General features: G+C 52.1%; 15 protein-coding genes, 1 tRNA gene and 1 pseudogene. 5 read left to right on the forward strand and 12 right to left on the reverse strand.

Annotated elements, in window-relative coordinates:
- Window positions 1–145: 145 nt before the first annotated feature.
- Entirely contained in the window at window positions 146–976 is an 831-nt protein-coding gene (locus AXA67_13995; protein KXJ40138.1) for an ABC transporter substrate-binding protein, read from the forward strand.
- 72 nt (window positions 977–1,048) lie between these two features.
- On the opposite strand, the pseudogene AXA67_14000 reads toward AXA67_13995, so the two are convergent.
- The 8 genes and pseudogenes from AXA67_14000 to AXA67_14035 all read right to left on the reverse strand — a co-directional run bounded on the left by AXA67_14000 (window position 1,049) and on the right by AXA67_14035 (window position 11,829).
- Window positions 1,049–1,238 (reverse strand): annotated as a pseudogene (locus tag AXA67_14000) (hypothetical protein).
- A 101-nt stretch (window positions 1,239–1,339) separates the two neighbouring features.
- The gene (locus tag AXA67_14005) at window positions 1,340–3,124 is read right to left on the reverse strand and encodes an acyl-CoA dehydrogenase (protein KXJ40139.1); all 1,785 of its coding nucleotides are present in this window, start codon (window positions 3,122–3,124) and stop codon (window positions 1,340–1,342) included.
- 14 nt (window positions 3,125–3,138) lie between these two features.
- Window positions 3,139–5,451 carry a 3-hydroxyacyl-CoA dehydrogenase gene (locus AXA67_14010; GenBank protein KXJ40140.1) on the reverse strand — a complete coding sequence of 771 codons (2,313 nt, stop codon included), beginning with the start codon at window positions 5,449–5,451 and terminating at the stop codon, window positions 3,139–3,141.
- Window positions 5,451–6,590 (reverse strand): acetyl-CoA acetyltransferase, encoded by a 1,140-nt coding sequence (locus tag AXA67_14015; GenBank protein ID KXJ40141.1) that lies wholly within the window; start codon window positions 6,588–6,590, stop codon window positions 5,451–5,453. Before AXA67_14015 ends, AXA67_14010 begins: the two co-directional genes overlap by 1 nt.
- Window positions 6,583–8,268, reverse strand: a complete 1,686-nt coding sequence (locus AXA67_14020; GenBank protein ID KXJ40142.1) for a long-chain fatty acid--CoA ligase — start codon at window positions 8,266–8,268, stop codon at window positions 6,583–6,585. Before AXA67_14020 ends, AXA67_14015 begins: the two co-directional genes overlap by 8 nt.
- A complete protein-coding gene (locus AXA67_14025; GenBank protein KXJ40143.1) occupies window positions 8,265–10,601 on the reverse strand; it encodes a hypothetical protein in 2,337 nt (778 codons plus the stop codon). Before AXA67_14025 ends, AXA67_14020 begins: the two co-directional genes overlap by 4 nt.
- A 189-nt stretch (window positions 10,602–10,790) precedes the next feature.
- Complete coding sequence (locus AXA67_14030) at window positions 10,791–11,366, reverse strand: hypothetical protein (protein KXJ40144.1); 576 nt, start codon at window positions 11,364–11,366, stop codon at window positions 10,791–10,793.
- Window positions 11,367–11,385: 19 nt separating this feature from the next.
- Window positions 11,386–11,829 carry a hypothetical protein gene (locus tag AXA67_14035; GenBank protein KXJ40145.1) on the reverse strand — a complete coding sequence of 148 codons (444 nt, stop codon included), beginning with the start codon at window positions 11,827–11,829 and terminating at the stop codon, window positions 11,386–11,388.
- Between the two features lie 167 nt (window positions 11,830–11,996).
- Between AXA67_14035 and AXA67_14040 the strand changes: the two genes are divergently transcribed.
- Complete coding sequence (locus tag AXA67_14040) at window positions 11,997–15,695, forward strand: methionine synthase (protein KXJ40146.1); 3,699 nt, start codon at window positions 11,997–11,999, stop codon at window positions 15,693–15,695.
- Window positions 15,696–15,752: 57 nt separating this feature from the next.
- On the opposite strand, the gene AXA67_14045 is transcribed toward AXA67_14040, so the two are convergent.
- The 4 genes from AXA67_14045 to AXA67_14060 form a co-directional block, all read right to left on the reverse strand.
- Complete coding sequence (locus tag AXA67_14045) at window positions 15,753–16,640, reverse strand: hypothetical protein (protein ID KXJ40147.1); 888 nt, start codon at window positions 16,638–16,640, stop codon at window positions 15,753–15,755.
- Window positions 16,641–16,959: 319 nt separating this feature from the next.
- Window positions 16,960–17,033: transfer RNA gene (locus AXA67_14050), tRNA-Gln, on the reverse strand.
- A gap of 17 nt (window positions 17,034–17,050) precedes the next feature.
- Window positions 17,051–17,446: a 30S ribosomal protein S9 gene (locus AXA67_14055; protein ID KXJ40148.1), complete on the reverse strand. Its 396-nt coding sequence runs from the start codon at window positions 17,444–17,446 to the stop codon at window positions 17,051–17,053.
- 6 nt (window positions 17,447–17,452) lie between these two features.
- Window positions 17,453–17,881 (reverse strand): 50S ribosomal protein L13, encoded by a 429-nt coding sequence (locus AXA67_14060; GenBank protein KXJ40149.1) that lies wholly within the window; start codon window positions 17,879–17,881, stop codon window positions 17,453–17,455.
- Window positions 17,882–18,261: 380 nt separating this feature from the next.
- On the opposite strand from AXA67_14060, the gene AXA67_14065 reads away from it, so the two are divergent.
- From AXA67_14065 to AXA67_14075, 3 genes are read left to right on the forward strand one after another with little or no spacing between them, the layout of a single operon-like run.
- Window positions 18,262–18,870 (forward strand): hypothetical protein, encoded by a 609-nt coding sequence (locus tag AXA67_14065; GenBank protein KXJ40150.1) that lies wholly within the window; start codon window positions 18,262–18,264, stop codon window positions 18,868–18,870.
- A 19-nt stretch (window positions 18,871–18,889) separates the two neighbouring features.
- A complete protein-coding gene (locus AXA67_14070) occupies window positions 18,890–24,322 on the forward strand; it encodes a hypothetical protein (protein KXJ40151.1) in 5,433 nt (1,810 codons plus the stop codon).
- Window positions 24,258–26,213: a hypothetical protein gene (locus AXA67_14075; GenBank protein ID KXJ40152.1), complete on the forward strand. Its 1,956-nt coding sequence runs from the start codon at window positions 24,258–24,260 to the stop codon at window positions 26,211–26,213. The genes AXA67_14070 and AXA67_14075 overlap by 65 nt, the downstream gene beginning before the upstream one ends.
- Window positions 26,214–26,515: the final 302 nt, after the last annotated feature.

The following is a 26,515-nucleotide window of genomic DNA, read 5'->3' on the forward strand; positions in this document are numbered from 1 at the left end:
TGGTGCGGCCAACGCAGCATAAAGGCTTGATTTGGCAGCCGAATGCCGAAACACTTGCAGAATTAAGGTTATATTGATCCTTTTGAATTTATTGCGTCTAATAATCAGAGTTTCAAGATTAGAACTTAGTGAATGGAGTAATTCTATGATCCGGTTTTTAGGTATTACAGTCTGTGTTTTTGCTATTTTCATGGCACAGCCAACCATGGCCAAGGAATCCTTCCGGGTATGCGCCGATCCTGTCAATCCCCCGCTGTCTGACAAGAAACAGCAAGGGTTCGAGAATAAAATTGCCCAGTTGTTTGCCAAGGAATTGGGTCAAGAAATAACTTACACTTGGTTTCCCCAGCGGATCGGTTTTTTGCGCAATACCTTAAAAGCCAAGGATCCGGAAACCAAGGAATATAAATGCGATGTGGTGATGGGTGTTCCAGCAGGCTATGAATTGGCGGCCACCACCAAGCCTTATTACCGTTCCACCTATGTATTGATTGTTGCCAAAGGCAAGGGCTTTGATGATATCCACAGCCCGGAACAACTGGAGCAACTACCGCCTGAACGCAAAAAGGATCTGAAGATCGCCATGTTTGACCGCACGCCCGGGGTGACCTGGTTGCTTCGTCATCACCTGCTCAAACAGGGAAAAACCTACCAGGCCATGACCGGGGATCTCAATGAGAATACAGCGATGCGCTTGGAAAAAGCATTCGCCAAGGGCGATATCAATATGGCCATCGTGTGGGGGCCCATCGGTGCCTATCTTCCCTGGAAGCATCCTGATGATTTTAAATTGATTCCCCTCAAGTCAGAAAAAGGCATCCGCTTCAACTATGCCATATCCATGGCGGTTCGCCGGGGGGACAAGGAAAGACAGCAGCAATTACAGAATCTTTTGAATCAAAAGCACGATGACATCCTTGCCCTGCTTCGTGAATATAAAGTGCCTTTGGTGGATAAAGAAGGCAATCCTTTGTAAGTCCAGAGGAACAAAAGGAGACCGGCGGCAAGCAAAGCCCGCCGCCGGTAAAGAGTGGAGGCGTCGATACGCTCAGCGGTAGGAAGACATTGCCGGATCTTTAGCAATCGCTTCCGCGCTGGTTTTATATTTACCGTGTTCTGATTTTTTGACCATCCACATAGTAACTGCCACCGCGATGACAACCGCTGCAATAATATGCCAAAAGTAATCTTTTTCTTTATCTTGAGTCGCCATAAAGAACTCCTCTTGTTTTAAACAATAGTGACTGATGAACAGTCGCTGGCTAAATTACCATGTATAATTTGTGGGTATTTTGACACAAGTCAAATTTTGGATGGTTTCACTAAAAGCATGGACCGGTCAGAACCGGTCCGTCTCAAACTCCATAATGGCTGGCGCGCCCGCCATGATGCTGGAAAAAAGCGATCCGCTGCGGGGTAGGATTTTTTCCATATAGAAACGCGCGGTGGCGATTTTGGCTTGGTAGAATCCTTGAGGATCGTTCTCCAACTTGGCCAACGCGGTTTCTGACATCCGCAGCCACATCCATCCCAGCGCTACCAGTCCGAACAATTGTAGATAATCGTAAGCGACTGCCGCCCCTTCGTCAGGATCTTGCATGCCCTTGAGAGCGATTTGCACGCTGGCCCGTTGCAGGCGGCCAAAGGCCTTGGCTACGGCACCCACCATGGGGGCGAGATGAGGATGGTTGCGCCGCTCGCTGAGATAGGCCTCCAAAGGCTGGAAAAACGTTCTAAGATGCCTGCCTGCATGAGCGGGCAATTTCCGGCCGATTAAATCCAGGGCCTGGATCCCGTTGGTTCCTTCATAGAGCTGGCCGATACGCGCATCACGCACTAATTGTTCGACACCATTTTCGGTGATATAGCCGTGTCCACCATAGACTTGTACTGCCAGGTTGGTGGCTTCGAAGCCTAAATCGGTAAAGAAGGCTTTCATCACCGGGGTGATCAGGGCGATGAAATCTTCGGCTTCCTGTCTTGCCTTTTCGTTGGTTTGTCTTTCGGAATGATCCAGTCGGGCGGCGGCCCACACGCTCATGGCCCGCATGCCTTCGTTATAGGCCCGCATGGTCAGAAGCATCCGCCGCACATCGGCATGGACAATGATGGGATCGGCGGGTTTGTCAGGATTCACCGGCCCTTTCAAAGCCCGGCCCTGAAGGCGCTCGCGGGCGTAATGAACGGCATTTTGATAGCCGATTTCCGCCAGCCCCAGACCTTGCAACCCTACCCACAGGCGGGCCCGATTCATCATCAAAAACATGGCTCGAAGACCTTGATTCTCCTTGCCAATCAGCCAGCCCTTGGCGTTATTGAAGCTCAAGGTGCAGGTGCTGGAGGCGCGGATTCCCATTTTGTGCTCGATGGAGACGCATTCGACGCCATTGGCAGGGCCAAGGGCGCCGTCTACCTGCGGGACAAATTTGGGCACTAAAAACAAACTGATGCCTTTGGTTCCGGGCGGTGCGTCAGGGGTACGGGCCAACACCATATGGATGATGTTTTCCGTAAGATCGTGTTCGCCGGCGGAAATGAAGATTTTGCCGCCGTTCAATTGATAGCTGCCGTCTGCCTGGGGGACCGCGCGGGTACGGATGAGGCCCAGATCGGTACCACACTGGGGTTCGGTCAGGCACATGGTGCCGCTCCAGCGCCCTTCCACCAAAGGCGGGAGGTAAAGGGATTTCAGTTCATCGGTGCCGTATTGGTGGAGGAGTTCATAGACCCCGTGGGTTAATTCGGAATATATAGCGAACGAAAGGTTGGTGGAGCAAATCATCTCCCCCACCATGCAATGAAGCATGTGGGGCAGGCCTTGGCCGCCAAATTCGGGATCGCAACTGAGGGAAGGCCAGCCGCCTTCGATATATTGCCGGTAGGCTTCCTTGTACCCCTTGGGGGTAAAGACCTGGCCGTTTTCAAACCGGCAACCTTCCTGATCACCGCTTTGGTTCAGGGGCAGCAGCACTTTTTCGCAAAACCGCGCGGCTTCTTCCAAAACAGCGCCCAACAGGTCCGGGGAAACGTCCTCCATACCCGGCAGCGACTGCAAATCACCGCCTTGGAGCAGTTCTTCGTAAACAAAGCGCATATCGCGCAGAGGGGCGGAGTAGGTCAACATGATGGTTACCTCATTCAGTTGCGCAACGGTTTACCGGTGTCCAGCATGTGTTCCAGCCGGGCCAGGGTTTTGGGTTGGCGGATTAAATGCATAAAGGCCTGCCGCTCCAGTCCCAAAATGTCGTTTTCGCCAATTTCATCCACCAGATCGGTATCACCCCCGCTGAGAACCCGAGCCAAGTGCTTGGCAATTTCCGCATCGTATTCACTGGCTTGGCCTTTGAGGCGCAGTTGATGGACGCCCATGTCCAATGCGGCTTGGCCAGTCGGACCGGGCAGATGGTAAGCCGGGGGTGCGGTAATGGCGTAATTTTCACAAAGCTTGAGAGCCAACTGCTTGGCGTCGTGCAGTACCCGATCCCTGTTCATGGTAATGCCGTCTTGGGCATCCAAAATCCTTTGCTTTTGGGCCTCGAAGGCGGAGCCTGACACCTTGGCCAGGCCGATTTGCTCGAAGGATTGACTTACTGGCGGAATAGGGCCGCCGGGTCGGTCGGGCGCCTGGCTATGGCGGCACAGCATTTCTTTGCAGCCGCCCCACGCGGGAATCAACCCGACCCCTACTTCCACCAGTCCAGAATAAAGTTCGGCATGGCTTTGGCGGGCATCGCAGTGGAGCAGGATTTCGCAGCCGCCGCCCAGCGCCATGCCAGATGGCGCGCCAACCACAGGAAAAGGGGCGTATTTCAGTGCCTTGAAGGTGCTTTGCCCCTGGGCGACCAAGCGTTCGATTTCATCCCACAGGGCGGTATTGATGGCAAACATCAAGACTCCCAGATTGGCGCCGGCGGAAAAGTGCTGGGCTTCGTTATAAATGACCAGGGCTTTGAAATCCCGGGCGACGATGGTGATGGTCTTTTCAATCATCTCCATCACCAAAGGATCCAGGGTGTTCATCTTGCTGTGGAACTCCAAACAGGCCACGCCGTCACCGATATCCCAGAGGCTGGCGGAAGCATTTTTTGCCACTGGCTTGCTGGCGATTTTGATATCTTCCAAAAGCAGCACGCCTGTAGGACGCCGAATCGGTTGATATTGGCCGTCGAATCCAAGCTGCCACTTTTGTTGGTCACGGATTTGGTAAAAACGCTCCGCCTTTTGAAGCAAGTCGGGCACAGGCTGGTTTTCTGCTTCCAGTTTCTGGCGGAACCAGTTCACGCCCAGTTTATCGATCAGTTCAAAAGGCCCGTATTTCCAGTTGTAACCCATCTTCATGGCTTGGTCTATCGAATGGATATCGTGGGCGATTTCAGGCGCCACTTGCACGGCATACAGCAGGGTTTGGGAAAAGACCCGCCAAGCGTAGCGGCCAGCCTTGTCGGGGAAGGTTAAAAAACCTTGCAATCCTTCCCGGCGGGCAGCGGACAAGCCGGCCAAATTTGGTTTTTGGGCGGGCCGGTATTCCCCTGTGGCCAAATCCAACGCTTGTTTAACGCGCTTGCCCCCGGAGGTATCGAGGCGGTAAAAACCGCCCTTGCCTTTGCGCCCGGTAAATCCCGAGGCGATCATTTTTTCCAGAAAGTCCGGGATCCGGGCGATCTGTTGCAAAGAATCGGCGGCGGGCAGACGCTGCTGAAGGTTGGCGAGGATCTTGGGCATTAAATCCAGCCCTACCAAATCGAGCAGGCCGAAAATGCCGGTTTTGGGAATGCCTAAGGGGCGTAGGGCAGCGTCGGCTTCCTCGACCGTCAAACCCAGCTCCAGAGCGCTCAATAATCCCCATTGCAACCAGTAGCTGCCAATCCGGTTGGCAATGAAGCCCGGCGTGTCCTTGCACTGGATAACGGTTTTTCCCAGGTGGTGATCCAGACAGGTGATGAGTGCTTCCAAGCGGGTGCTTTCGCACTGTCCAGGCACCACTTCCAGCAACCGCATGTAACGGGGCGGGTTAAAGAAATGGGTAATACAAAAACGATTGGCCAGGTCTTCCGAAAGACCCGAGGTTAACTGGGCCAAGGGCAAGGTAGAGGTATTGGAAGACAGCACGGCAGAAGGTTTCAGGAACGGTTCAATTTTCTGGTAAAGGGATTGCTTGATGGCAAGATCCTCGATCACCGCTTCACAGACCCAATCGGCTTCTGTGAGCCATTCCAGATGATCTTCCAGATTGCCGGGCCGGATCCTGCGGGCGAATTTCGGCAACATCAAAGGCGCAGGCTGCATTTTCAGCAGACGGTCGATAGCGCCTTTGGCGAGCATATCCCGGTCAGGAGCACCTTCCGGCACAATATCCAACAACATCACTTCCAGCCCAGCGTTGGCCGCCTGGGCGGCAATCTGCGCCCCCATCACCCCAGCACCCAGGATGGCTACTTTTTGCACGCTCATCACACTGCCTCCAGAACCGTCGCCATGCCTTGTCCGCCGCCTACGCAAAGGGTTGCTAGGGCATAACGTTTGCCCGTACGCTTGAGCAGTTGCGCCGCTTTGCCGGTGATTCTGGCGCCACTGGCGCCGAGGGGATGGCCCAAAGCAATGGCGCCCCCGTCCAGGTTAATTTTACTGAGGTCCAGGTTGAGCTCTTTGACCACCGAAAGCACTTGGGCGGCGAACGCTTCGTTGATTTCAATCAGGTCAATGTCGTCGAGGGTCAAACCCGCCCTCTGGAGCGCCTTTTGGGTGGCCCCCACAGGGCCGATACCCATAATTTCCGGCGCGCATCCGGTGACCGCCATGCTTTTGATCTTAGCCAACGGCTCCAGATTATGGCGGCTGGCAAATTCCATGCTGCAGACCAAAACTGCGCTGGCACCATCGGTAAGCGGGGAAGAAGTGCCGGCGGTAATGGTGCCATCGGCAAGAAAAGCGGGCTTGAGTTGCGCCAGTTTTTCCAGGCTGGTATCGCTGCGGATGCAGCCATCTTCGGTAACTTCATTTCCGTCAGGAGTTCGAATGGGGACGATTTCTTCCCGGAAACGCCCCTCGGCCTGGGCGGCGGCTGCCTTTTGATGGCTGCTCAAGGCGAATTTTTCCTGCTCTTCCCGGGGGATGGCGTATTTCTTGGCCAGGTTTTCCGCAGTCTCTCCCATGCTCATATAGGCTTGGGGGAATTTTTCGTAGAGTCCGGGATGGGGCATGGGGTTATAACCGCCCATGGGGATACGGGTCATGCTTTCCACGCCGGCGCAGATAAAGGCCTCACCGCTGCCCCAGCGGATGGCGCCGGCGGCGCTGTGGATGGATTGCATGGAGGAGCCGCACCAGCGGTTGATGGTTTGACCGGCGATAGGTTGTGGCAGTCCCGCCAGGAATACCACCATCCGGCCTAAATTAAAGCCTTGCTCGGCTTCCTGGAAAGCACAGCCCAGCATGATTTCTTCGATCTCCTCGGGGGGTACTTTGCTGCGTTTCAGCAAGCCCTGGATGACCTGGGCGGTCAGATCGTCGGGCCGGGTGCGGATAAGGGCGCCCTTGTGGGCCGGGGTGAAGGGGGAACGGCAATAGCTGGCGATGACCACATCATTCATCTTTAAGCTCCTCTTTTAGCTGACGGCGCAAGATTTTGCCCACGGTGGTTTTGGGCAGTTCGTCTCTGAATTCAATATATTTGGGGATCTTATAGCCAGTCAAGTTGGCGCGGCAGAAGATTTTTAGTTCTTTTACGGTAAGATCGGGATCGTCGGCGACCACGAAAACTTTGATGGCTTCGCCGGTTTTTTCATCGGGAACGCCAATGGCGGCGCATTCTTTCACCTTGGGGTGACTGACAATGACCTGTTCGATTTCGTTAGGATAAACGTTGAAACCGGATACCAGAATCATGTCTTTTTTGCGATCGACAATATAGAAGAAGCCTTTGTCGTCCATTTTGGCGATATCGCCGGTTCTCAGCCAACCGTCTTCGGTGAATACGGCTTTACTTTCCTCTGGCTGCTTCCAGTAGCCCCGCATGACTTGAGGCCCCCGGACGCATAATTCCCCCTCTTTGCCGATGGGTTGCGGTTCGCCGCCATCAAGGATACAACAGTCGGTGGAAGGCAGTGGCAGGCCGATGCTGCCGGTAAAGGCTTCAATATCCAATGGATTGAGGGTGACCACCGGCGAGGTTTCGGTCAAGCCATAGCCTTCAATCACCGGACTGCCGGTAATTTGCTGCCAGTCTTCCGCCACCGCTTTTTGCATGGACATGCCGCCGGCCATGGTGAGCTTGAGGTCGGAAAAATGCAGCTGCTTGAAACCCGGCGTATGCATTAAATGAATAAACAAGGTGTTGACGCCGGTGAGCACGGTAAAACGGATTTTGGACAGCTTTTTGACAAACAGCTTCAAGTCCCGGGGATTGGTAATCAGGTGGTTGTTCACTCCCAATGTCAAACCAACCCACAGGTTCGCGGTCAGGGCAAAGATATGGTAAAGCGGCAAGGCGGTCACCACATCTTCCTCGCCAATCAACATCCGCCGGTGCCAGTCCTCACAGGTAAGCCAAAGCCGAACCTGTTCGATATTGGCGAGAAGGTTGCCGTGGGTGAGCATAGCGCCCTTGGGGGTGCCGGTGGTGCCGCCGGTATATTGCAGAAATGCCAAATCTTCTTGGTTGAGCGTCACTTCAGGGCGCACTGGTTGGCCTTGTTCCAGAGCCTGGCGCAAGGGAATGGCGGTTGGGAGGTGGTAAGGCGGCACTTTACGGCGCACGTATTTTAAAACTGTGTTGATAAGCTGGCGTTTGGGGAAGCCGCATAGATCCCCGGCGCTGGTGAGAATGATATGATGGGTGGGGACTTCATCCAGCACCTTTTCCAGAACATAGGCAAAATTCTCCAAAATAACGATAGCTTCGGCCTCCGAGTCTTGAAGCTCATAAGCCAATTCCCGGGGGGTGAACAAAGGGTTGACATTGACCACCGTCAGCCCGGCGCGCAACGCCCCCAGAAGCACAACCGGATATTGCAGCAGATTGGGCAACATGATGGCTATTCTGGTGCCGGGCTTGAGCTGCAAGTGCCGGTGGAGATAATCGGCAAACCTGAGTGACAACAAATTCCACTGATGATAAGTAAATGTGGTTCCCAAATTTTCCAGGGCGGGCAAATCGGCAAATTGTTTGCTGCATTGTTCGAATAGTTCGACCAGGGACGCTTGCCCGGGAGGGGTGATGGTCTCTGGAAGACAGGGAGGATATTGTTGTAGCCAAGGTTTAATCGTCATGATGCTGCAACCATTTGTGGCTGATTATGGGGCCGGGTGCATTGATTGAGAAAGAACAAAATCATGTCATGGACGCCACCGGGATCGTTAAAAACGATATCGTGCTTCGAAGAAGTGATGAGCGTCAGGGTCTTTTGCTGGGTACCCAATTTGTCAAAAATGATCTCGGCGCTGTCGGGCTCGACGACCGGATCGCGGTCACTTTGAATCAAAAGTACCCGGCAATGGACATTGCCGAGATGTTTTTCCGTTTCCGAAATCAACCGCTTTAGCTCGTTTAACGCGCGGATGGGAATGTGGCGGTAATTGGTTTCCGGGTGCTCGGATTCGTGGACCGTAAACTCCTTGAGTCCGCCTGCCGCCACCCATTGGGTTAGCACATTGGCTTGATGGACTAAAGGCACCAAGGACATGACGGGGTCGCGAAACTTCACCGGCGGCGCCACGGCGACAACCCCCATCAAACAGTCGGGTTGATCGGCTGCCATTCTCAGTGCCAGGACGGCACCAGTGGAGAAACCGACAACGGTTATCTTCTCTGTCAAATCTTCGAGAATGCGGTAGCCCCGCCATGCCGAATCGAGCCAATCCTGCCAGCTACGTTCACGCAGATCACAAGGGGATGTGCCATGGCCCTTCAGCCGGACTGCCAATACCATGTACCCTTGTTGGACTAGATGTTCGGCCAATGGCCGCATGACCGCGGGGGAAGCCAACAGGCCGTGGATCAATAACACGCCCCGGTTGGAAGGTGTCGACGGCTCAAGCAAATAGGGCTCACCGCTGATAGTGACGGTTTCGTTTTCATTGATGGGTTCGAAACAGGGGGCGGAATAAAATGCTTTGTCCCAACGCCAGGCTTGCAATTCATCGTCAAAACGAAGCAAGGCCAATTCCCGGCGGCTTATTTCTCTGGCCCGCTCATAGGCATTGGCAATGACCCCCTTGAGATCAGGTAGCGGCGCCACTTCATTGGCATACACGGCAACGGGATTTTCCAGGCGGATGGTATCGAATTCAAATTCCTCGCAAAGCTTGGGCAAAAAATAGTATGCGTCTTCTACGGATTCAATCAGCTCAGCATCTTCAGCGGTACCAATGAATTGATGGAGTGCAGGGGGCTCTTTATCCGGCAGTTGGGCATAAAGTTCAGGATTGCGAAGACTGCGATGCAAGAAAAATTCTTTTTTTTGCTGAATTTGCTTAATCGTTAAATAAAGCACCATACGGAAATCCGCCCGGGTGATCTTCCCGTGCCTTTTTTCGAGGCAATGGTAAATCAAGGTGGCTGCAAGGTGACTTAAATTGATGGTGACCGCTTTATACATGGCATCCATATAGTGATCACGGATGCATTGGGCGTTTTGGCGTATTCTTTGGGCCAGCAGTTTGGTTTTCCATTCACTGCTGTGACGCCAAGAGAAAATCTCACCCAGGCTTTGGACTTCGTGAAAAACCGATTTCAAAATCCACCGTTCCCATGAATTCCAACATTCAGCCACGGGGACAGGCTCACCTAAATGGATATCCATATCCGTATCTTTTATAAGCAAATTGCCCTCAATCAACAGCTCTTCCAAATGCCGTTTGCTCAAACCGGGACGGATGATATCCACCGCTTCCCGGATGACGTTGTCATCAATCCGCAGTGGATAGAAAGTGATATTGGCTGGAATGATAATGGTGGGCTGAGCGGCGCGTTCCAGCAAAAGCGCTTGATCGGATAATTGGCATTGTTGCAGCCAGCGCTGGAGTTTGTCTTGTTGGTTTAACCGCTTGGCTTCCAGAATGGCCTGTTTGAAAATGTCCAATCCCAGCCCCAATACCGCGGCGCCGGTATGGTGTTTGCGTTGCCCGGCAGCGGTGCGAGAAAAAATGCTGTAGCGTCCTTTGGTATCGATGACACGCCGGTCCTTAACCATGCCCCCTTCCGGAAAAATGATGACTTTATGGCCGCGCAGGATTTGAGTGGCCAACAGCGGCATTAAATCGGGCGTATCGTGGGGAATGGCGCCAATGGATAACAAAAGCTGGGCGAGACTCTCGTCTGCTTCGAACAATTCCCGGTGGGCGATGGCGCAGCAATAGGCGCCGGTGGATTCATAGATTAAATATTGGGGAATTAAGGTTTCAAAGCGGGCGAAGTGATTGAAGACAAAGATTTGCCCCTTGCGCACCCAGTCGTCTGGATCGTGAAGCTTGAAATTAATATGCAGAAAACGCTTGATGAAGCGGAAAAGCTTGACCAGACGATCATAAACATCAGTATCGATGTTGTATTGGTCATACGGCAACTGCCGGAATTTAGCCAGTACCGTATCAGACTCGGGCATCGCCAGAACCTTTTTCAGGAAGTGTTGTTATTAAGTGTGCGCCTGAAGGCGCGGAAATTCAAGCATTCTGGTAATTTTTACGCTTTTGCACCAAAGGTTTTTTATTTTCTGTAAACCTCCAAGCATAAAAAAACGGGCCATTTGGCCCGTTTTTTAAAAAGATAGATCGCTTACGTTTTAAGAAATAAATTAAGTTGCCATACTTACCATAACGAGCAAGATTACTTTGATTACCAGATAGAATAAAGCCAAGATAATGAAAGTGGCTAAAACCAACAATGTGGTATGACCTGCCCCGCCCAATTTGGCGGCAAACCAATCCATCAACTTGCCCCAGATACTGGAAATGGTGCCCCAGAAAAACTTGAGCACAAACGCAGTGGCAACCACCAGGAAAGCAATGATCAAGGGCATGTAGGCTTCCATGCGGATGCGGAATTCCTGATCCAGGTTTTCGCCATATACCGCAAAGTAATTGACGATGAAAGCCAAGGACTGAACCGTCACCATGGATAAACCAAAAGACAGGATGAATTTGTCCACGGCTGGATTGTTACTGAGCTTTACATCATCCAGGTAGAGTTTCATGATGATATAGCCAGGCAGAAACATAATCAGAATAGCGCTTAGAATTTTTTTGATTAGATCCAGCGGCGGGGTGGTGGTAAACACCATAAAAATACCGATGAACACGGCGCTGACAACCAGAATGCCGCCCCACAGCATAATGTCGTCTTTATACTTGCTATTGATATTCACATTCATAACACACTCTCCTTACTATTTATTTACGTTTGAAAAAATAGAAACCTTCAACGCCACCTTGGAGAACCATCGTGCCGTCTCCCAGGTCATAGATACGATAAATCAAGGTCTTACCAGGACGACCAGGCACATCGGTGACGATATTGCCATTTTTGATTTCATAGTGAAATTCTTGTTCATCATTGCGTTTGAAGTGCCTATTGTAGCCAGAAGTTTTCAGGGTTCCGTCAGGGCGAAATTCCCAAGTGCGATTTTCCGGGATACGTTCGCCGGTATAACGGGGCGCCACTTCAACCAAAATCCAAGTGCCCACGATGGGACTGGCGTCTTTAAGCTTAACAGGATTGCGATTGCCAACCTCTTCAGCCTTGGCTGCGGATGGCTTTTTGACCTTCATCGCTTGACTTGCCCCAGCAACTGCGAATAGGCAGGCAGCGATCAGTGTAAGGAAAAATTTATTCATGGGAATCCTCCTCAAGTTTTTAATTATTCTCTTCTTATGTACGCGCCATAAGACAGATATCCCATTATCGCAAAACTAAGCGGAAAAAATCAGGTGTTTTTCGCTGGCAAGCCTTTCTTGGTTAAAAGTTATAAAATCCATACTCTTGAAAAAACAGAAATCACCCAATGAGCCCAACAATAAACCGAACCAAAGAACTCAAAACCCTACTGAATCAACGCATTTTGGTCCTGGACGGCGCCATGGGCACCATGATTCAGGGCTACCGCTTGCAAGAGGAGGATTATCGAGGACAGCGGTTTCAGGATTGGCCTTCTGACTTGAAAGGGAACAACGATTTGTTGTCCCTGACCCAACCTCAAATCATTGAAGAAATCCACCGCAAATATCTCCAGGCTGGAGCCGATATTATCGAGACTAACACCTTCAATGCCACCCAGGTGGCGATGGCCGATTATGGCATGGAAGCGCTGGCGCGGGAAATCAACCTGGAATCCGCCCGAATTGCCCGCCGGGTTGCGGAGGATTTTACCGCGCAAAATCCGGACAAACCCCGTTTTGTGGCAGGCGTTTTAGGGCCCACCAACCGCACCGCTTCCATTTCACCCGATGTGAATGATCCAGGGTTTCGCAACATCAACTTCCAGCAATTGGTGGAAGCCTATACCGAAGCCATCGATGGCCTGGTGGCGGGCGGCGCTGATATTTTATTGGTGGAGACCATTTTCGATACCCTCAACGCCAAGGCGGCCGTATTCGCCATTAAGCAATATTTCGACGACCACGGTCTTGAACTGCCGATTATGATCTCCGGCACCATCACCGACGCTTCCGGCCGGACTTTGTCGGGGCAGACCGCCGAGGCCTTTTGGAACGCCTTGCAGCATGCAGAGCCTATCTCGTTCGGCTTTAACTGCGCGTTGGGACCTCAGGAGTTGCGCCAATATATCGAGGAAATCTCCGGCTATGTAAACACGCACATTTCCGCCCACCCCAATGCGGGTCTGCCCAACGAATTTGGCGAGTATGACCAGTCTCCGGAAGAAATGGTCCAGGAAATCTCAGAATGGGCCAGAAGCGGTTTTCTCAATATCATCGGCGGCTGCTGTGGGACCACACCTGACCATATCCATGCGATTGCGGAAGCGGTCAGCCACATTCCACCCCGCCAGATCCCTGAAGTTCCCGTGGCTTGCCGGCTGTCCGGACTGGAGCCGCTTAACATCGAGGAAGACTCTCTGTTTGTGAATATTGGCGAGCGTACCAATGTGACCGGCTCCGCCCGGTTCCGCCGCTTGATCCGGGAAGAGGATTACGATTCAGCTTTGGAGGTAGCCCAGCAACAGGTGGAAAACGGTGCTCAAATCATCGACGTGAACATGGACGAAGGCATGCTCGATTCCAAGGCGGCGATGATCCGGTTCTTGAATCTGGTGGGGGCAGAGCCCGATATCGCCCGGGTGCCGGTGATGATTGATTCGTCCAAGTGGGAGGTGATCGAAGCAGGGCTGCAATGCATCCAAGGCAAGGGCATTATCAATTCCATTTCCCTCAAGGAAGGAGAAGATAAATTTCTGGAACACGCCCGGCTGGCGCGCCGTTATGGCGCGGCGGTAGTGGTCATGGCCTTTGATGAAGAAGGCCAGGCAGATACCCGTGACCGCAAGGTGGAAATTTGTACCCGGGCTTACCGGTTACTGCGGGAAAAACTCGATTTCCCGCCCCAGGATATCATTTTCGACCCCAATGTATTCGCCGTGGCCACGGGGATTGCCGAGCACCGCCGCTATGGACTGGATTTCATCGAAGCGGTGGCGAAAATAAAGCAAACCCTCCCCTATGCCTTGACTTCGGGGGGTATTTCCAACGTTTCTTTTTCTTTCCGCGGCAACGATCTGGTCCGCGAGGCAATCCATGCGGTTTTCCTCTATCACGCCATCCAGGCGGGGCTCGATATGGGTATCGTCAATGCGGGGCAACTTGGCATCTACGAAGAGGTCCCTCAAGAACTGCGCGACGCCATCGAGGATGTCATTTTATGCCGGCGGGAAGATGCTGACGAGCGTTTGCTCGAAGTGGCGGAGAAATTCCGTGGCGAAGGCGCCAGCCAGGCCAAGGAGGACGAAGAATGGCGCAGCTGGCCGGTGGAAAAGCGGCTCGAGCACGCCTTGGTCAAAGGGATTACCGATTATATCGAAGAAGACACCGAAGAAGCCCGGCTCAAATTCGAGCGTCCACTGCATGTGATTGAAGGGCCGTTGATGGCGGGCATGAATGTGGTAGGCGATCTGTTTGGCTCCGGCAAGATGTTCCTACCTCAGGTGGTTAAGTCGGCCCGGGTTATGAAAAAAGCAGTGGCCTATTTGATGCCCTACATGGACGCCGAACGGCAGGAGGGAGAAACCGCCGGAAAAATCCTCATGGCCACGGTAAAGGGGGATGTCCACGATATCGGCAAAAACATTGTCGGCGTGGTGCTGCAATGCAACGGTTTTGAAGTGGTGGATCTGGGCGTCATGGTGCCCGCCGATAAAATTCTCCACACCGCGCAAGAAGAAAAAGTGGATATTATCGGCCTGTCGGGGCTCATTACCCCTTCGCTGGATGAAATGGTGCACGTGGCCAAGGAAATGGAGCGCCAGGGCATGGATCTGCCCTTGATGATTGGCGGCGCCACCACCTCACGAGTACACACGGCGGTGAAAATCGATCCCCATTATCACGCGCCGGTGGTGTATGTGTCCGATGCCTCCCGCAGCGTTGGCGTTGCCGGGAGCCTTTTGAGCGAGGATCTGCGCGAGCCTTTTGTTCAGCAATTGATGGAAGAATACGAACAAGTGCGCCAACGTCACGCCAAAAAGCAAGACCGTACCCAACTATTCCCCATCATTGAAGCGCGGCGAAATCGTTTTCGCGATGATTGGGCCCACTATCAACCCCCTGCCCCCAAACAGGCTGGACTTCAAGTATTCGAGGATTATCCGTTGGAACGGCTGGTGGATACTATCGACTGGTCTCCTTTCTTTCAAGCCTGGGAATTGGCGGGGAGTTATCCAAAGATTCTCGATGACAAGATTGTCGGCAAGGAGGCACGCAAACTCTTGGCCGACGCCCGGCAAATGCTGGAAAAGATTGTCAACAAAGGTTGGCTCAAGGCGCGGGCGGTTTTTGGCCTGTTTCCCGCCGCTTCCCGTGGCGATGATATTCTGGTCTATATAGATGAAAGCCGCCGGGAGGTTCAAACTACCCTTCACCATCTGCGCCAGCAACATCAAAAACCGCAAGGGCAGCCGAATTATTGCCTGGCGGATTTTATCGCGCCGGAAGAAGCAGCGATTCCAGACTGGATAGGCGCGTTTGCGGTCAACGCCGGCATTGGCATCGAGGAGCATTTGCACCGTTTTGAACGTGACCACGATGACTACCACGCCATCATGCTCAAAGCATTGGCGGACCGGTTGGCCGAAGCTTTTGCCGAACATCTGCATCAACGGGTGCGCAAAGCGTTTTGGGGCTATGCGCCGGAAGAATCCTTGAGCAATGAAGACCTTATCAAGGAAAGATATCAAGGTATCCGTCCGGCGCCAGGCTATCCCGCCTGTCCCGATCATACCGAAAAACGTACTTTGTTTGATTTACTCAAAGCCGAAGATAATGCAGGATTGGTTTTGACCGAGAGTTTTGCCATGGTACCGACGGCAGCCGTCAGTGGATGGTATTTCTCCCACCCGCAAGCGACCTATTTCAATGTAGGAAAAATCGGCCGCGACCAAGTGGAGGATTACGCCCGCCGCAAGGGCTGGCCGGTGGAAAAGGTGGAAAAATGGTTGGCGCCTAATCTGGCGTATGTGCCGGAAGAAAAGTAATTTCAAAAAAACTCCGGTGGATCATGGCGACCCACCGGAAGTCGGTTCCCCCGAGCCTCAGGTGGCAACGGAATTCTTGTTGCGAAAGAAGAGGGTCAAAAAGCCGAAGGCGCTGCCCAGCATCCAGACAGATGGGGGCAGTGGAACTGCATTGACACCCACACTAACTTGTAATGTGGCATCTCGGCCTTCGGGAAGAAAAATCCCCACACAGCCCGATTTCCCCAACTTTTGGCAAATACTATCATCCAGTGGGTTGACGCCTTCAATTTTTAATAGACTGGTATAAGTATGGCCAAAGTAATCAAAATTCGCGGCAAATACACCCTGTTCTTGGGAATAGATCATACCCATCGGTTCAACTACAGCAATATCCACACAGCCGGTACTTAAGCAAGCTGCTGAATCGGGGGTATCCATGTAATAAATATGCCAAAACAAAGGTTGATGATTTTCTCCTGTCCCGGGGATCCCTTGCTCATAAAAATTGGGCGCGACCGCATCTGACCATGCACCATCCATTAAACCTGCATAGGTCAAAGAGGGCTGGCTGCCGTCGTTGAGTCCGTTTTTAAATTCTATTGCTACGGTGTTTACCATGCCTCCATTGGTAATCATTTCTCCTTCGTGATGTCCGCCAGTGGCTCCCCCTACTGAAATTGAACTACCATTACCCCAGGACAGGGTAGAGGGCGCGCCGGCAAAACTGGGTTCGACACTTGGATTTGATCCTATGATACCTGTCGCTAATTTTTTCGGGATGGCACCTGTCTTTGGATTGATCCAAAAAGCTGGTCCTCCAGCAGTTGAAGCGGTGACAGTAAAGCCAGATTCCACATGAAACTTCCATTTTTGCACGGGTGGTGGCACTACTACCGCAGCAAAAGTATTGGTGAATATTCCAGCTAATATGATGGAAAAAAAATACTTGTAGAATTGATTCATTTGGAAGCCCCCTCCCTATTTAAATTGTAAATACAATCTTGTGTCGCATTTCAGCGACGCATGCATTGTAGACTATGTCGCTGAATAGCGACTGAATAGAAAGTTAACAAAAGCTTAACAAATGGCTTTTTATTTTGTTTTGAGAAACAACTGATCTTTGATCATCTAACGGCAGCAATGAGTTATCTATTTCAAGGGATTTGCATGAAGAGAAGCGAAAAAAGTGGGTAAAAATCATTTTTTCGGCCAATCTGGGGGTAATGGGGGTAACTGCTGAATTGCGCCCAATAAAAAACCACCCGTATGAGTGGCTTTTTATTGGCTGGGGGACCAGGATTCGAACCTGGGTTGGCGGAGTCAGAGTCCGCAGTCCTACCGCTAGACGATCCCCCAAATACCGGAGTAGTGAATTAGCGTTTAGAGAATTGCGGGCGCTTACGGGCTTTATGCAAGCCGACTTTTTTCCGTTCCACTTTACGGGCGTCGCGGGTCACATAGCCTGCTTTGCGCAGTGGTGAGCGGAGAGTTTCGTCGTAATCGATCAATGCCCGGCTGATGCCGTGGCGAACCGCGCCTGCTTGCCCTGTGGGACCGCCTCCCTTGACAGTGATCATCAGATCGAATTTATCCGTCATTTCCACGCATTCCAGAGGTTGACGAACCAGCATGCAATCAGTCTTGCGGCCGAAATATTCTTCCAAGGGTTTGCGGTTGATGAGGATTTGTCCCGAACCGGATTTCAGGAAAACGCGAGCAACTGCGTTCTTGCGCCGGCCAGTGCCATAATTGTATTGCGTTTGTGCCATGGTGAATTACAGTTCCAATGTTTTTGGTTGTTGGGCGTGATGATTGTGTTCGGGTCCGGCATAGACCTTGAGCTTGCGGTACATAGCGCGGCCCAAGGGATTTTTGGGCAACATGCCTTTGACCGCATTTTCAATAATCCTTTCAGGATGGGTGGCGCGCAGCTTGCCTAAACTGATGGATTTGATGCCACCGGGATAACCGCTATGGCGGTAGTATTGTTTGTCTTGTTCCTTGCGGCCGGTCACATGCACCTTTTCAGCATTGATGACCACAATGTAATCGCCAGTGTCAACATGGGGAGTATATTCGGGCTTGTGCTTGCCCCGCAGCCGCCGGGCAATTTCTGCCGCAAGGCGCCCCAACGTTTTCCCTTCGGCGTCGATGATATACCAGTCGCGTTTGACTTCTTGGGGTTTGGCGCTAAAGGTTTTCATTGCACTCCTTAAATTATTCGCTTGTGGGGACTATTTTTAAACGAATAATAATATCTAATTGAAGCGCATAAAGCAAATTCCACCTGGACTCTATTCTTTAGGGAAGCTCTGAACAATTCATCCTTGAATTCTCAGAGCGCAAATAACTAAAAGTACGATTTCGTTTTTTTCAATCGCTTTCCGTGATTAATTTTGGCGACACGTCCCTGTACCGCAGGAAACTCTGAATAAATCAGAGTTTCCTCAGAGTGTGAATATTTCACAGATTTATTAGTTCGGCAAGCGTATAAAGGCCTAAAGCATTGATAGAGGCGCTTGCTATGGCTATCCCCTCAACTAACCAATCTTTCCGGCAAGGAGATTTCACTGGCTTCCATCCCATGGGCCGCTGCATGGTGGTGGAAAATTTTAGCTTCACAAACCCTGAGACAGGCCAAACAGAAATCATTCGTCCCTTTGGCAGGGGTAAATGTTTTGCATTACTAGATGACCCTACCCTGGTTGACGATGACGGCGCGCGGTTGCCCTCCTCCGGCATCATTCCAGTACCTGCCGATACTTCCGCCTATCAATTTGACGATGATTTTTCCGGGCAAACCACCTTTGGCATCGACGGTGCGATCCTGGAAGTCACCGACGTTTCCATTCCCAGAGGAAAAAAATTATTTTTCCGCAGCCGGTTTTTGCCTTTTGATTCGAGTGCCGCGGGAATGAACGATTTTGCTCTTTTCGATACTTACGAGGGCAATCAAGCGACGCCCGATACGCTTCAACATCGCGAAATACTAGGTCAAGCCAATGATGGGTTTGCCGCTAACGGCCATGGGAAGTGGGAGAAGCACACTTGGGCGCCTGCCTCTGACTTCAATGGTGTATTGCGCTGGGTGGTTTCCAATGGCACGACCCAAAACCCACCTGTGATTAGTAATACCACTCGGGCGCGGCCTTCGGCACTGTTGATAGACATCATCAAAATAGTCTCCGCGTGAATCAAACAGGAGCAGGTAAATGCACCCTTTCATTTCGTATCCTCTCGTTTTTCTAACCTTGTCGCTTTTGTCCGCGTGTCCAAATACTGATGTGGTCAAACATAACTTCCAAGGCAGGGTAATTTTCGCTGAAGTCGTCGCCTTGGACCAAGCGCTGACCTACAACCGGTTTGGGTCGTTCAATCCCTATGGGATGATTTACGCGCTAAAGCGGGATGTGGTGGATACGGAACATTGCGATCCACATGGCAAAAATTGCCGCTTGATGAATGAAGATACCAGGCCAGGCCACGTGCGCTTGCGGGAGGGGAAAAGGCCCAGGCCGTTGGTGCTGCGGGTCAATGAAGGGGACCGGCTGGTAGTAAAATTCTATAACATGCTGATGCCGCGCCAGCCTGATACCAGCAGTAAAGAAACCACCGCCCGGCTGCCCAACAAGCAATTGACGTCGATTAATCAGCTGGGGCTGCACTACGACAATATTCAGGGAAAAGCAATGGAACCTGTCACCTTACCTGCCGAAGAAGAGGCATTTGCCCCAGAAATTACGGGTGAGGCGGGTAATCCAAGCTTGGCAGGACCAGGCGCCAAGAAAAAATATTGCGGCTGGCATGCGAATTTAGCGGTGGATTCGCTGGCCAAGCAAAATAACTGGCCCCGCAGCCGTTGCGCATCCATCACCATCTCCGGCGTGGCGGCTTTGACCAGCGGCGACCCAGGAAAAGCCGATCTGGAAACCGGCCTACAGCCCATAGCCCCCGGGGAAACCATTATTTACCGCTGGCAATTCGATAAAACTAAAGATAATACCCGATCCAAGCGGAAAGGCGTGCATCTTTTTTTTAGCCACGGCGCGCCCTCAGGCGGAGAAGGCGATGGCGGCAGTTTGGTCCATGGCCTTTTTGGCGTGGTCAATGTGGAACCCGCAGGAAGCCGTTGGTATCGCAGTCAGGTCACTGCCAGCATTTGGCGCCAGGTTTGGCAACAAAAAAACGGCAAAAAAATCCTCAATTACGAAACCATCCTAGAGGATGGGACCCCCGCCCTCAATATGCTAAAGCCCTTGGGCAAGCAGCGCTACACTTTGGTGTATGGGGACTTGAATGCGGTAATTAAGGAGGCTGACGGGGCTTTTGATCCAGGTGATTCGAATCCCAGAAAGTTATCCTCGTACCGGGAATTTACCGTGGTGTTTCACGATGAATTGAAAACTTTTTATGCGGACGAGTTTGCTGAGCTGGGCCGTGAATTTTCCTTGGCCGGGGTTAAGGATGGATTCGCGGTCAATTACGGCGCCAGCGGCCTGGGAACAATATTATTGGCCAATCGCAAAGGCATTGGGCCGACCAAGGATTGTGTCGAATGCGCCTATGAGGAATTTTTTTTGGAATCTTGGGCCAATGGCGATCCCGCGCTTTTGCCCGATTACGAAGATGATCCTTCCAACGTCCATCATTCTTATTTAAATGACCGGATCATTTTCCGCAATCTCCACGCCGGCCCCAAAGAAACCCATGTATTCCATCTCCATGCCCATCAGTGGCTGGCCCAAGACAGCGATACCGGGACATACCTGGACTCACAAACCATTGCCCCGCAGCAGGGCTTCAGCTATGAAATCTATTACGGCGGCAGTGGAAACCGCAATCTGACCCCGGGTGACTCAATTTTCCATTGTCATCTTTATCCCCATTTTGCCCAGGGCATGTGGGAGTTGTGGCGTGTGCACGACGTCCTCGAGGACGGCAGCCGGCGTTTGCCGGATGGTGAACTGAAAGCAGCCGATGGCCGCAGCGGCACCGATCCTTTGACTGGCGAGATTCCGCCCCTAGACGGCTTTCCAAACAAGCTCTCCGGCACGCCGATCCCTGCGGTTATCCCTTTGCCAGGGCAGGCCATGCCCCCTGCACCGACGTATCTGAAGGATGACATTCCGGCCGAGGTTGATGGCTTCCCAGGATATCCGTTTTATGTGGCTGGCGCTGCAGGCCACCGCGCGCCGCAAGCACCGCTGGATATTCATAAGCCGGCGGGCTTGGGGCGTCATGTAGTGCAATGCCCCAGAGACAAACAAGGCGTTTCTCTGTGTCAGCGAATGGTTTCGGGGATTCCAGCGGAGAAAGCCAGGACTCTAAATGGCAATGAGATCCTTCAACACGCCCTGTTGACCTCGGATTTTTCCATGCACATGGAGCGGGCCCGGCTGTTGATTCTTCCCAATGACGGAACGCCTTTGGAAAAAATCGCCATGGCCTTTCATAGCCAAGGTCAAATTGCGACCCAAACACCTGAGGGGGCGTCTGGTCAATTAATGGTCAATGACGGCAAGCCCAAGCCTGGCGCACCCTTTGCCGACCCCTGCCGGGGATGGATTTTTGATTCAAAAACTTTCGGCAACCGCACCCGCCGCTATGAAGTGTCGGCGATACAAACCGATATGATTGTCAACCGCGCCGGCTGGCATGATCCCCAGGCGCGTATCAACGTCCTGGACGAAGATGTTGATATTTTCGAGGGGCAATCGACAGCCAAAGCAGTGCCGTTTTTCTTCCGCGCCAATTCCGGCGATTGCATTGAGTTTCATCATACCAACCGGACCCACGAATTTTTGGCGGTGGATGATTTTCAAGTCAAAACCCCCACTGATACCATTGGCCAGCATATTCATCTGGTCAAATTCGATGTGATGGCGTCGGACGGTTCCGGCAATGGTTTCAATTATGAAGACGGCACTTTCGCCCGGGGCGCGATTATTGAAAGGATCAAGGCCACCGGTCATTTGGGGATTGATATCCAAGGAAACCCGGTCAAGCTGTCAATACCCCGTGAAGGCGAATTTCAGACAACCGTACAACGTTGGTATGCCGATCCTCTGTTAGCCCACACCCAGCAATGTAACCAGTTAGCGGCGGAAGGGAAACCCGGTTGGCGGGATGACCCCGCCTGTAAAGACCGGACTATTCGAACCGTATTTACCCACGACCATTTCGCGCCGTCTTCGATACAACAACACGGTTTCTACGCCGCCTTGTTAGTAGAGCCCCGCGGGGCTAAATTCTTGAAATCCGATGGTAGTGATATGGATCAGCCCCAAGATAACGGGTGTAAACCGGGCGAACTAGCAGGTATTTTCAAATCGTGTGCCGTGGGAACTCAAGCAATGATAATCATCGGCGATGACGGGACCGAGAAAGACGGCGAAAACTATCGTGAATTCGCCTTAGCGGTAGCCGATTTTGCCTTGCTCTATGACGGAAATCACCGTTCTCCCCCCTTAGGATTAAAGAATTTTGCATTGTTGCCGGAAGCCAAGCAACGGACCCTGGGCCCCCTGCACCGGCAGCTCACGCAGGTCCAACGGCGTCATGGTCATCCGGTGGATCCCCCCAAAATGCCGGAAGCGATTTCCAAAGATCACCACAACCCTTATCTGGTGAACTACAAACACGAACCATTGCCGCTCCGCATTGGTTGCAAGCATTATGGCCCACCCGGGGATGACTCTGTTGATCCGAAGCGTTGCGGCACAAACAGCATCAAACAACAACGTGAAGGCATCCAGGGCGATATGGCCCATGTATTCAGCTCGTGGGAACACGGGGATCCTGCGACCGAGATCTTTGCCGGGTACGAAGGTGAAAAGGTGCAATTGCGGGTGATACAAGGCGCCCAGGAAGTGCAGCATGTGATCAATATCCATGGCCAACACTGGCCCAGGGAAATAGGCAATCCTGATTCACCCTTAGTGGCGGCTCAGGAAATTGGAATCTCCGAGCATTTTGAAATGCAGCTTAAGTTAGGCAATGTGACCCGCCGGGATCCATTTACCGATTATCTGTATCACTTCGGTTCCGTGGACGACTTGTGGAACGGCGCCTGGGGGATTATTCGCAGCTTCGAAAGTTTTCTCGAATGCGATGCCTTGGCAGATGCCCCAGACCGGCAAAAATGCAAGGCCGCCTTGAGCAAAATGGCATGCGACAGCGGCAAGTTAAAAGATTGCTTGAAGCCCTTGCCTGGCGCGCCCCGTGACAAAGGTGGGCGTCTTGTCCTGGAAAATTTAGAGGACTTCATGTTTGGCGGTGATGTGACCTGCCCCGTTGATCTAAAGGGCGGACGCAAAGTGACCTTTTATATCGATGCCGTGGATGTCGGTCAGTGGTTGGGCCGGGAAGCTCGCTACGACAAGCGATTATATGACCCAGATTCCCTGGCTTTCGTTTTATTGAAAAGGCATATATCAAGCGGTCCGGAAGCGGTTTTCCCAAATCCTAGGCTAGAAGACCTGGACAAACTCAAGGAACGGCTCAAACAGGCGTACCTGCAACAAGGGCGTATCGAGCCGTTGGTGCTCCGGGCCAATGCCGGCGATTGCATCAAGGTGGTGCTTTATAACCATCTGGTACCTCAAAAAAACGCGAGCATGGCGGATGCGCCCGGCGATGCCCTGATGCCCAAAATCGTGCCACTGAATGTGGAAAACAAGGTGGATCAGGGTCCCGGTGGCGACGTTAGACCTTCGTCCTTCGTGTCGTTGCATCCTCAACTTTTAGAGCATAATACGGCGCTATCCGGTGGCGCTCTGGTGGGTTATCAAATTGGCAAGCAGCTCGCCGGTCCGCCGGCTTCGCCCGGCAAATCACCGTTCGTGGAATATTTCTGGTATGCCGGTACCGTTACTGTGGAAGGTAACAGGCTGGTGCCCAAACCCACCGAATTGGGGCCGGTCAATCTGGTGTCTTACGGAGATATCATCAACCATCCCGCCCATGGCCTGATTGGCGCGTTGATTATCGAACCCAAAGGAGCCTCTTATCATGATCCGGCAACTGGGAAGGTATTGCCCAACGGCGCGGGTATCAGGGCCGAAATCCGTTACCGAGGAGGCCGGCATTTCAAGGAGTTCGTAGTCTTCTATCGGGATGGTCTCAATTTATATTACGGGGAGCAAGGAGTCGGGATTCCGGTGCCTGACTGCCGAATCTGCGATGATTCCTACGATCTGGGCGAAAAGGGGATCAACTATAGCAGCGCGTCTTTTTGGCTGCGTTTGGGGCAAGCGCCCCGGCAAAAGCCTGGCGCTGGCCCGGGGGATCCATGGTTTCTACCCGATTTGAACGGCGCTTACTTCCCAAGGCATTTCTTTACCGAGGCGTTGAATCAAGCAATCCCGACACCTGAATTCACCGCAAATAGCGGGGATGAGGTGCGTTTCCGGGTATTGCAACCCTCAGGACGCGCGCGCCAACGGAGTTTTCTGGTCTATGGCCACGATTACCCCGATTTGCTTCCCTACTTTGGTTCCGCTCACGCGCCACTGATTTCTGTCGGCAAAGCGATTACCGCAACAATCGATTCGGCAAAACCAGGGCATTGGCTGTATCGGGATGGACCGGCGCAAATTTGGGCTGGTGGAGCATGGGGGGTTTTTGATGTCAGATCCAGTGAATAATCCAGGACCCTGTCCTTTATGGCACAGGGCATGGTATTTGAATCGACATTCTTGGTTGTCGGCGCTAGGCGGGGCCTTAATTGGGGCAGGAGTATTGGCCTGGGCCGGTTCGGTTTCTGCCATTGAAAAGCAGGAGGTGCAGATTGAACTGTTGACAGCCAGCAAGAATAAGGAAATTCGTGCCGGCGAGATGCTAAAGATTGGCTTTAGCATTTTCGATAAAATACGGAGGAAACCGGTTTCCGGCCTGCATCCGGCGGCTTGGATACGACCCAAAACGCCAGGGCGCAAAAGCTGTGAAAATGCGGTTCGCAATTATCTGGCTCTCGGACCAAATGCCAGCCAGGATATCAGTCTCAATGGCTATACTTTTGTGACGCTCAATCGCGACAACTCCATCGCGGTTATCGATCCCCGCTTGAATCTGGCTACTTCCAATTTATTGTTTCTAGCTCAGTTGCGGGCCACGCCCGGCGATTGGCGTATGAGTCCCAATCGGAAAGCTATTTATATCACCTTGCCTGGCAAGAACCGACTGCTGGTATTTAATCCCTTGACAGGGCAAATTGATGCCCGGGTGAATGTCATAGTGAACCCCACTACTATGGCGGTTTTTGAAGGGCTATCTTCGGTATGGGTCGGGAGCGGCTCCAATGGTGAAATTCAGGGAGTGGATACACGCAGTCATCAAATATTCCGGAAAATCAAAGTGGGCCGGGGGAAAATTTACTTCGCACAAGACAACGTCCGCGCCCAGCTTTTCGCCTACGCTTCGGGAAGTGGTCAGCTGATTGTACTGGATGCGAAACGGCGCAAAGTGGTGCGACGGCTCCAGCTTGAACCCCATCTTGCGGACATGGATTATTCAGCGCTCACGGATAAAATCTATCTGGCGCATCCTCGTAAAGGTTACGTGCTTTCTCTTTATCCTGTAAACCGTCCACAAGTTGAAAAGCTGATGATTTCCGGGGTCAGCAAAAGGGTGAATGTTTCCCCGGATGGCCGTTGGTTAATGGCTTCCGATGGCGATCAGGGGCAGATCAGTTTGGTAGAGACAAAAACCGGTAACATGACCCATGTACTGCGGTTCAAGCACCCATTCGATCAAATCGTTTTTTCCAAGCGTTACGCCTACATACGCCACACCGACACGGCCAATATCAGTTTGATTTATACTGCTTCATTAGCACCAGGTGCGGAACCCGGAGTAATCGAAGTGCCAATAGGCACCAAACCACCCAAGGCTGTGGGAAGGTTACCGCCATTGCCGGCAATTGCGCCTTTGCCGGAAGGCGGTGGCGCCGTGATTGCCAATCCAGCGGACCGTACTCTGTATCTGTATATGGAAAGCGGAATGCAGGCACCCATGAATGCATTTAAGACCTGGACGGCCGCACCATTGTCAGTGATGATTCATGATCGAAGTTTGCGGGAAGCCCGCCCGGGTTTCTATGAGACGGTCACCATGATTCCCCAACCAGGTATCTACGAAGCGGTTTTTTTCCTCCCCAACCCCCCTTTGACACGTTGTTTCACTTTAAAGGTCAAAGGCAATTCATTGCCCCATTCCGTGCGCAAAAAGAATACCGACCAGCCTACCATAACCATTCTCTCGCCGCCTTTCATTGCCGGACGGCTTGTTCAACTGGAATTTACCATCGCTACTCCCCTACTCCCGCCAGGCAAAGTCCGGGATATCAGCGTATTGCTTTTCCGCCCCGGCAGTAACTGGCAGTTACGCACTTTTGCCAAATCCACCGGCCCCAGACATTACCATTTCAGCGTCGTTTTCCCTTCCCCTGGTAATTATAAAATGGCGGTAGAATCTGCACAGCTGGGGTTGTATCTCAGTCAAACCAATTTAAAAACCATAAAAGTGCAGGATCAGTGAGCAAAATCTCCCTGCTCTGGGAAATCGCAAATGCTTTACTCAACTCATCGCTAGGACTATAGTTTTACCTTGACCGTGATAACTAAATTGCGCACCGCAGCGCAGATATGCAAGCATTGCAGGAGAACTGTGCCAATCTCTATCAATACACTCAACCGCCGCACAGCACTTTGCCTTGTTGACAATAGTCCAGTATGGTTTAGCTGCTTCTTACTTTAAGAAATACCGAATGATAAATTTCCTTTGTAGTAGAGGAAATTCATTTGTAATATTTCACCGATAGCAAATGTAAAAAAGTAACA

It is taken from the genome of Methylothermaceae bacteria B42, assembly GCA_001566965.1.
Lineage (GTDB): Bacteria > Pseudomonadota > Gammaproteobacteria > Methylococcales > Methylothermaceae > Methylohalobius.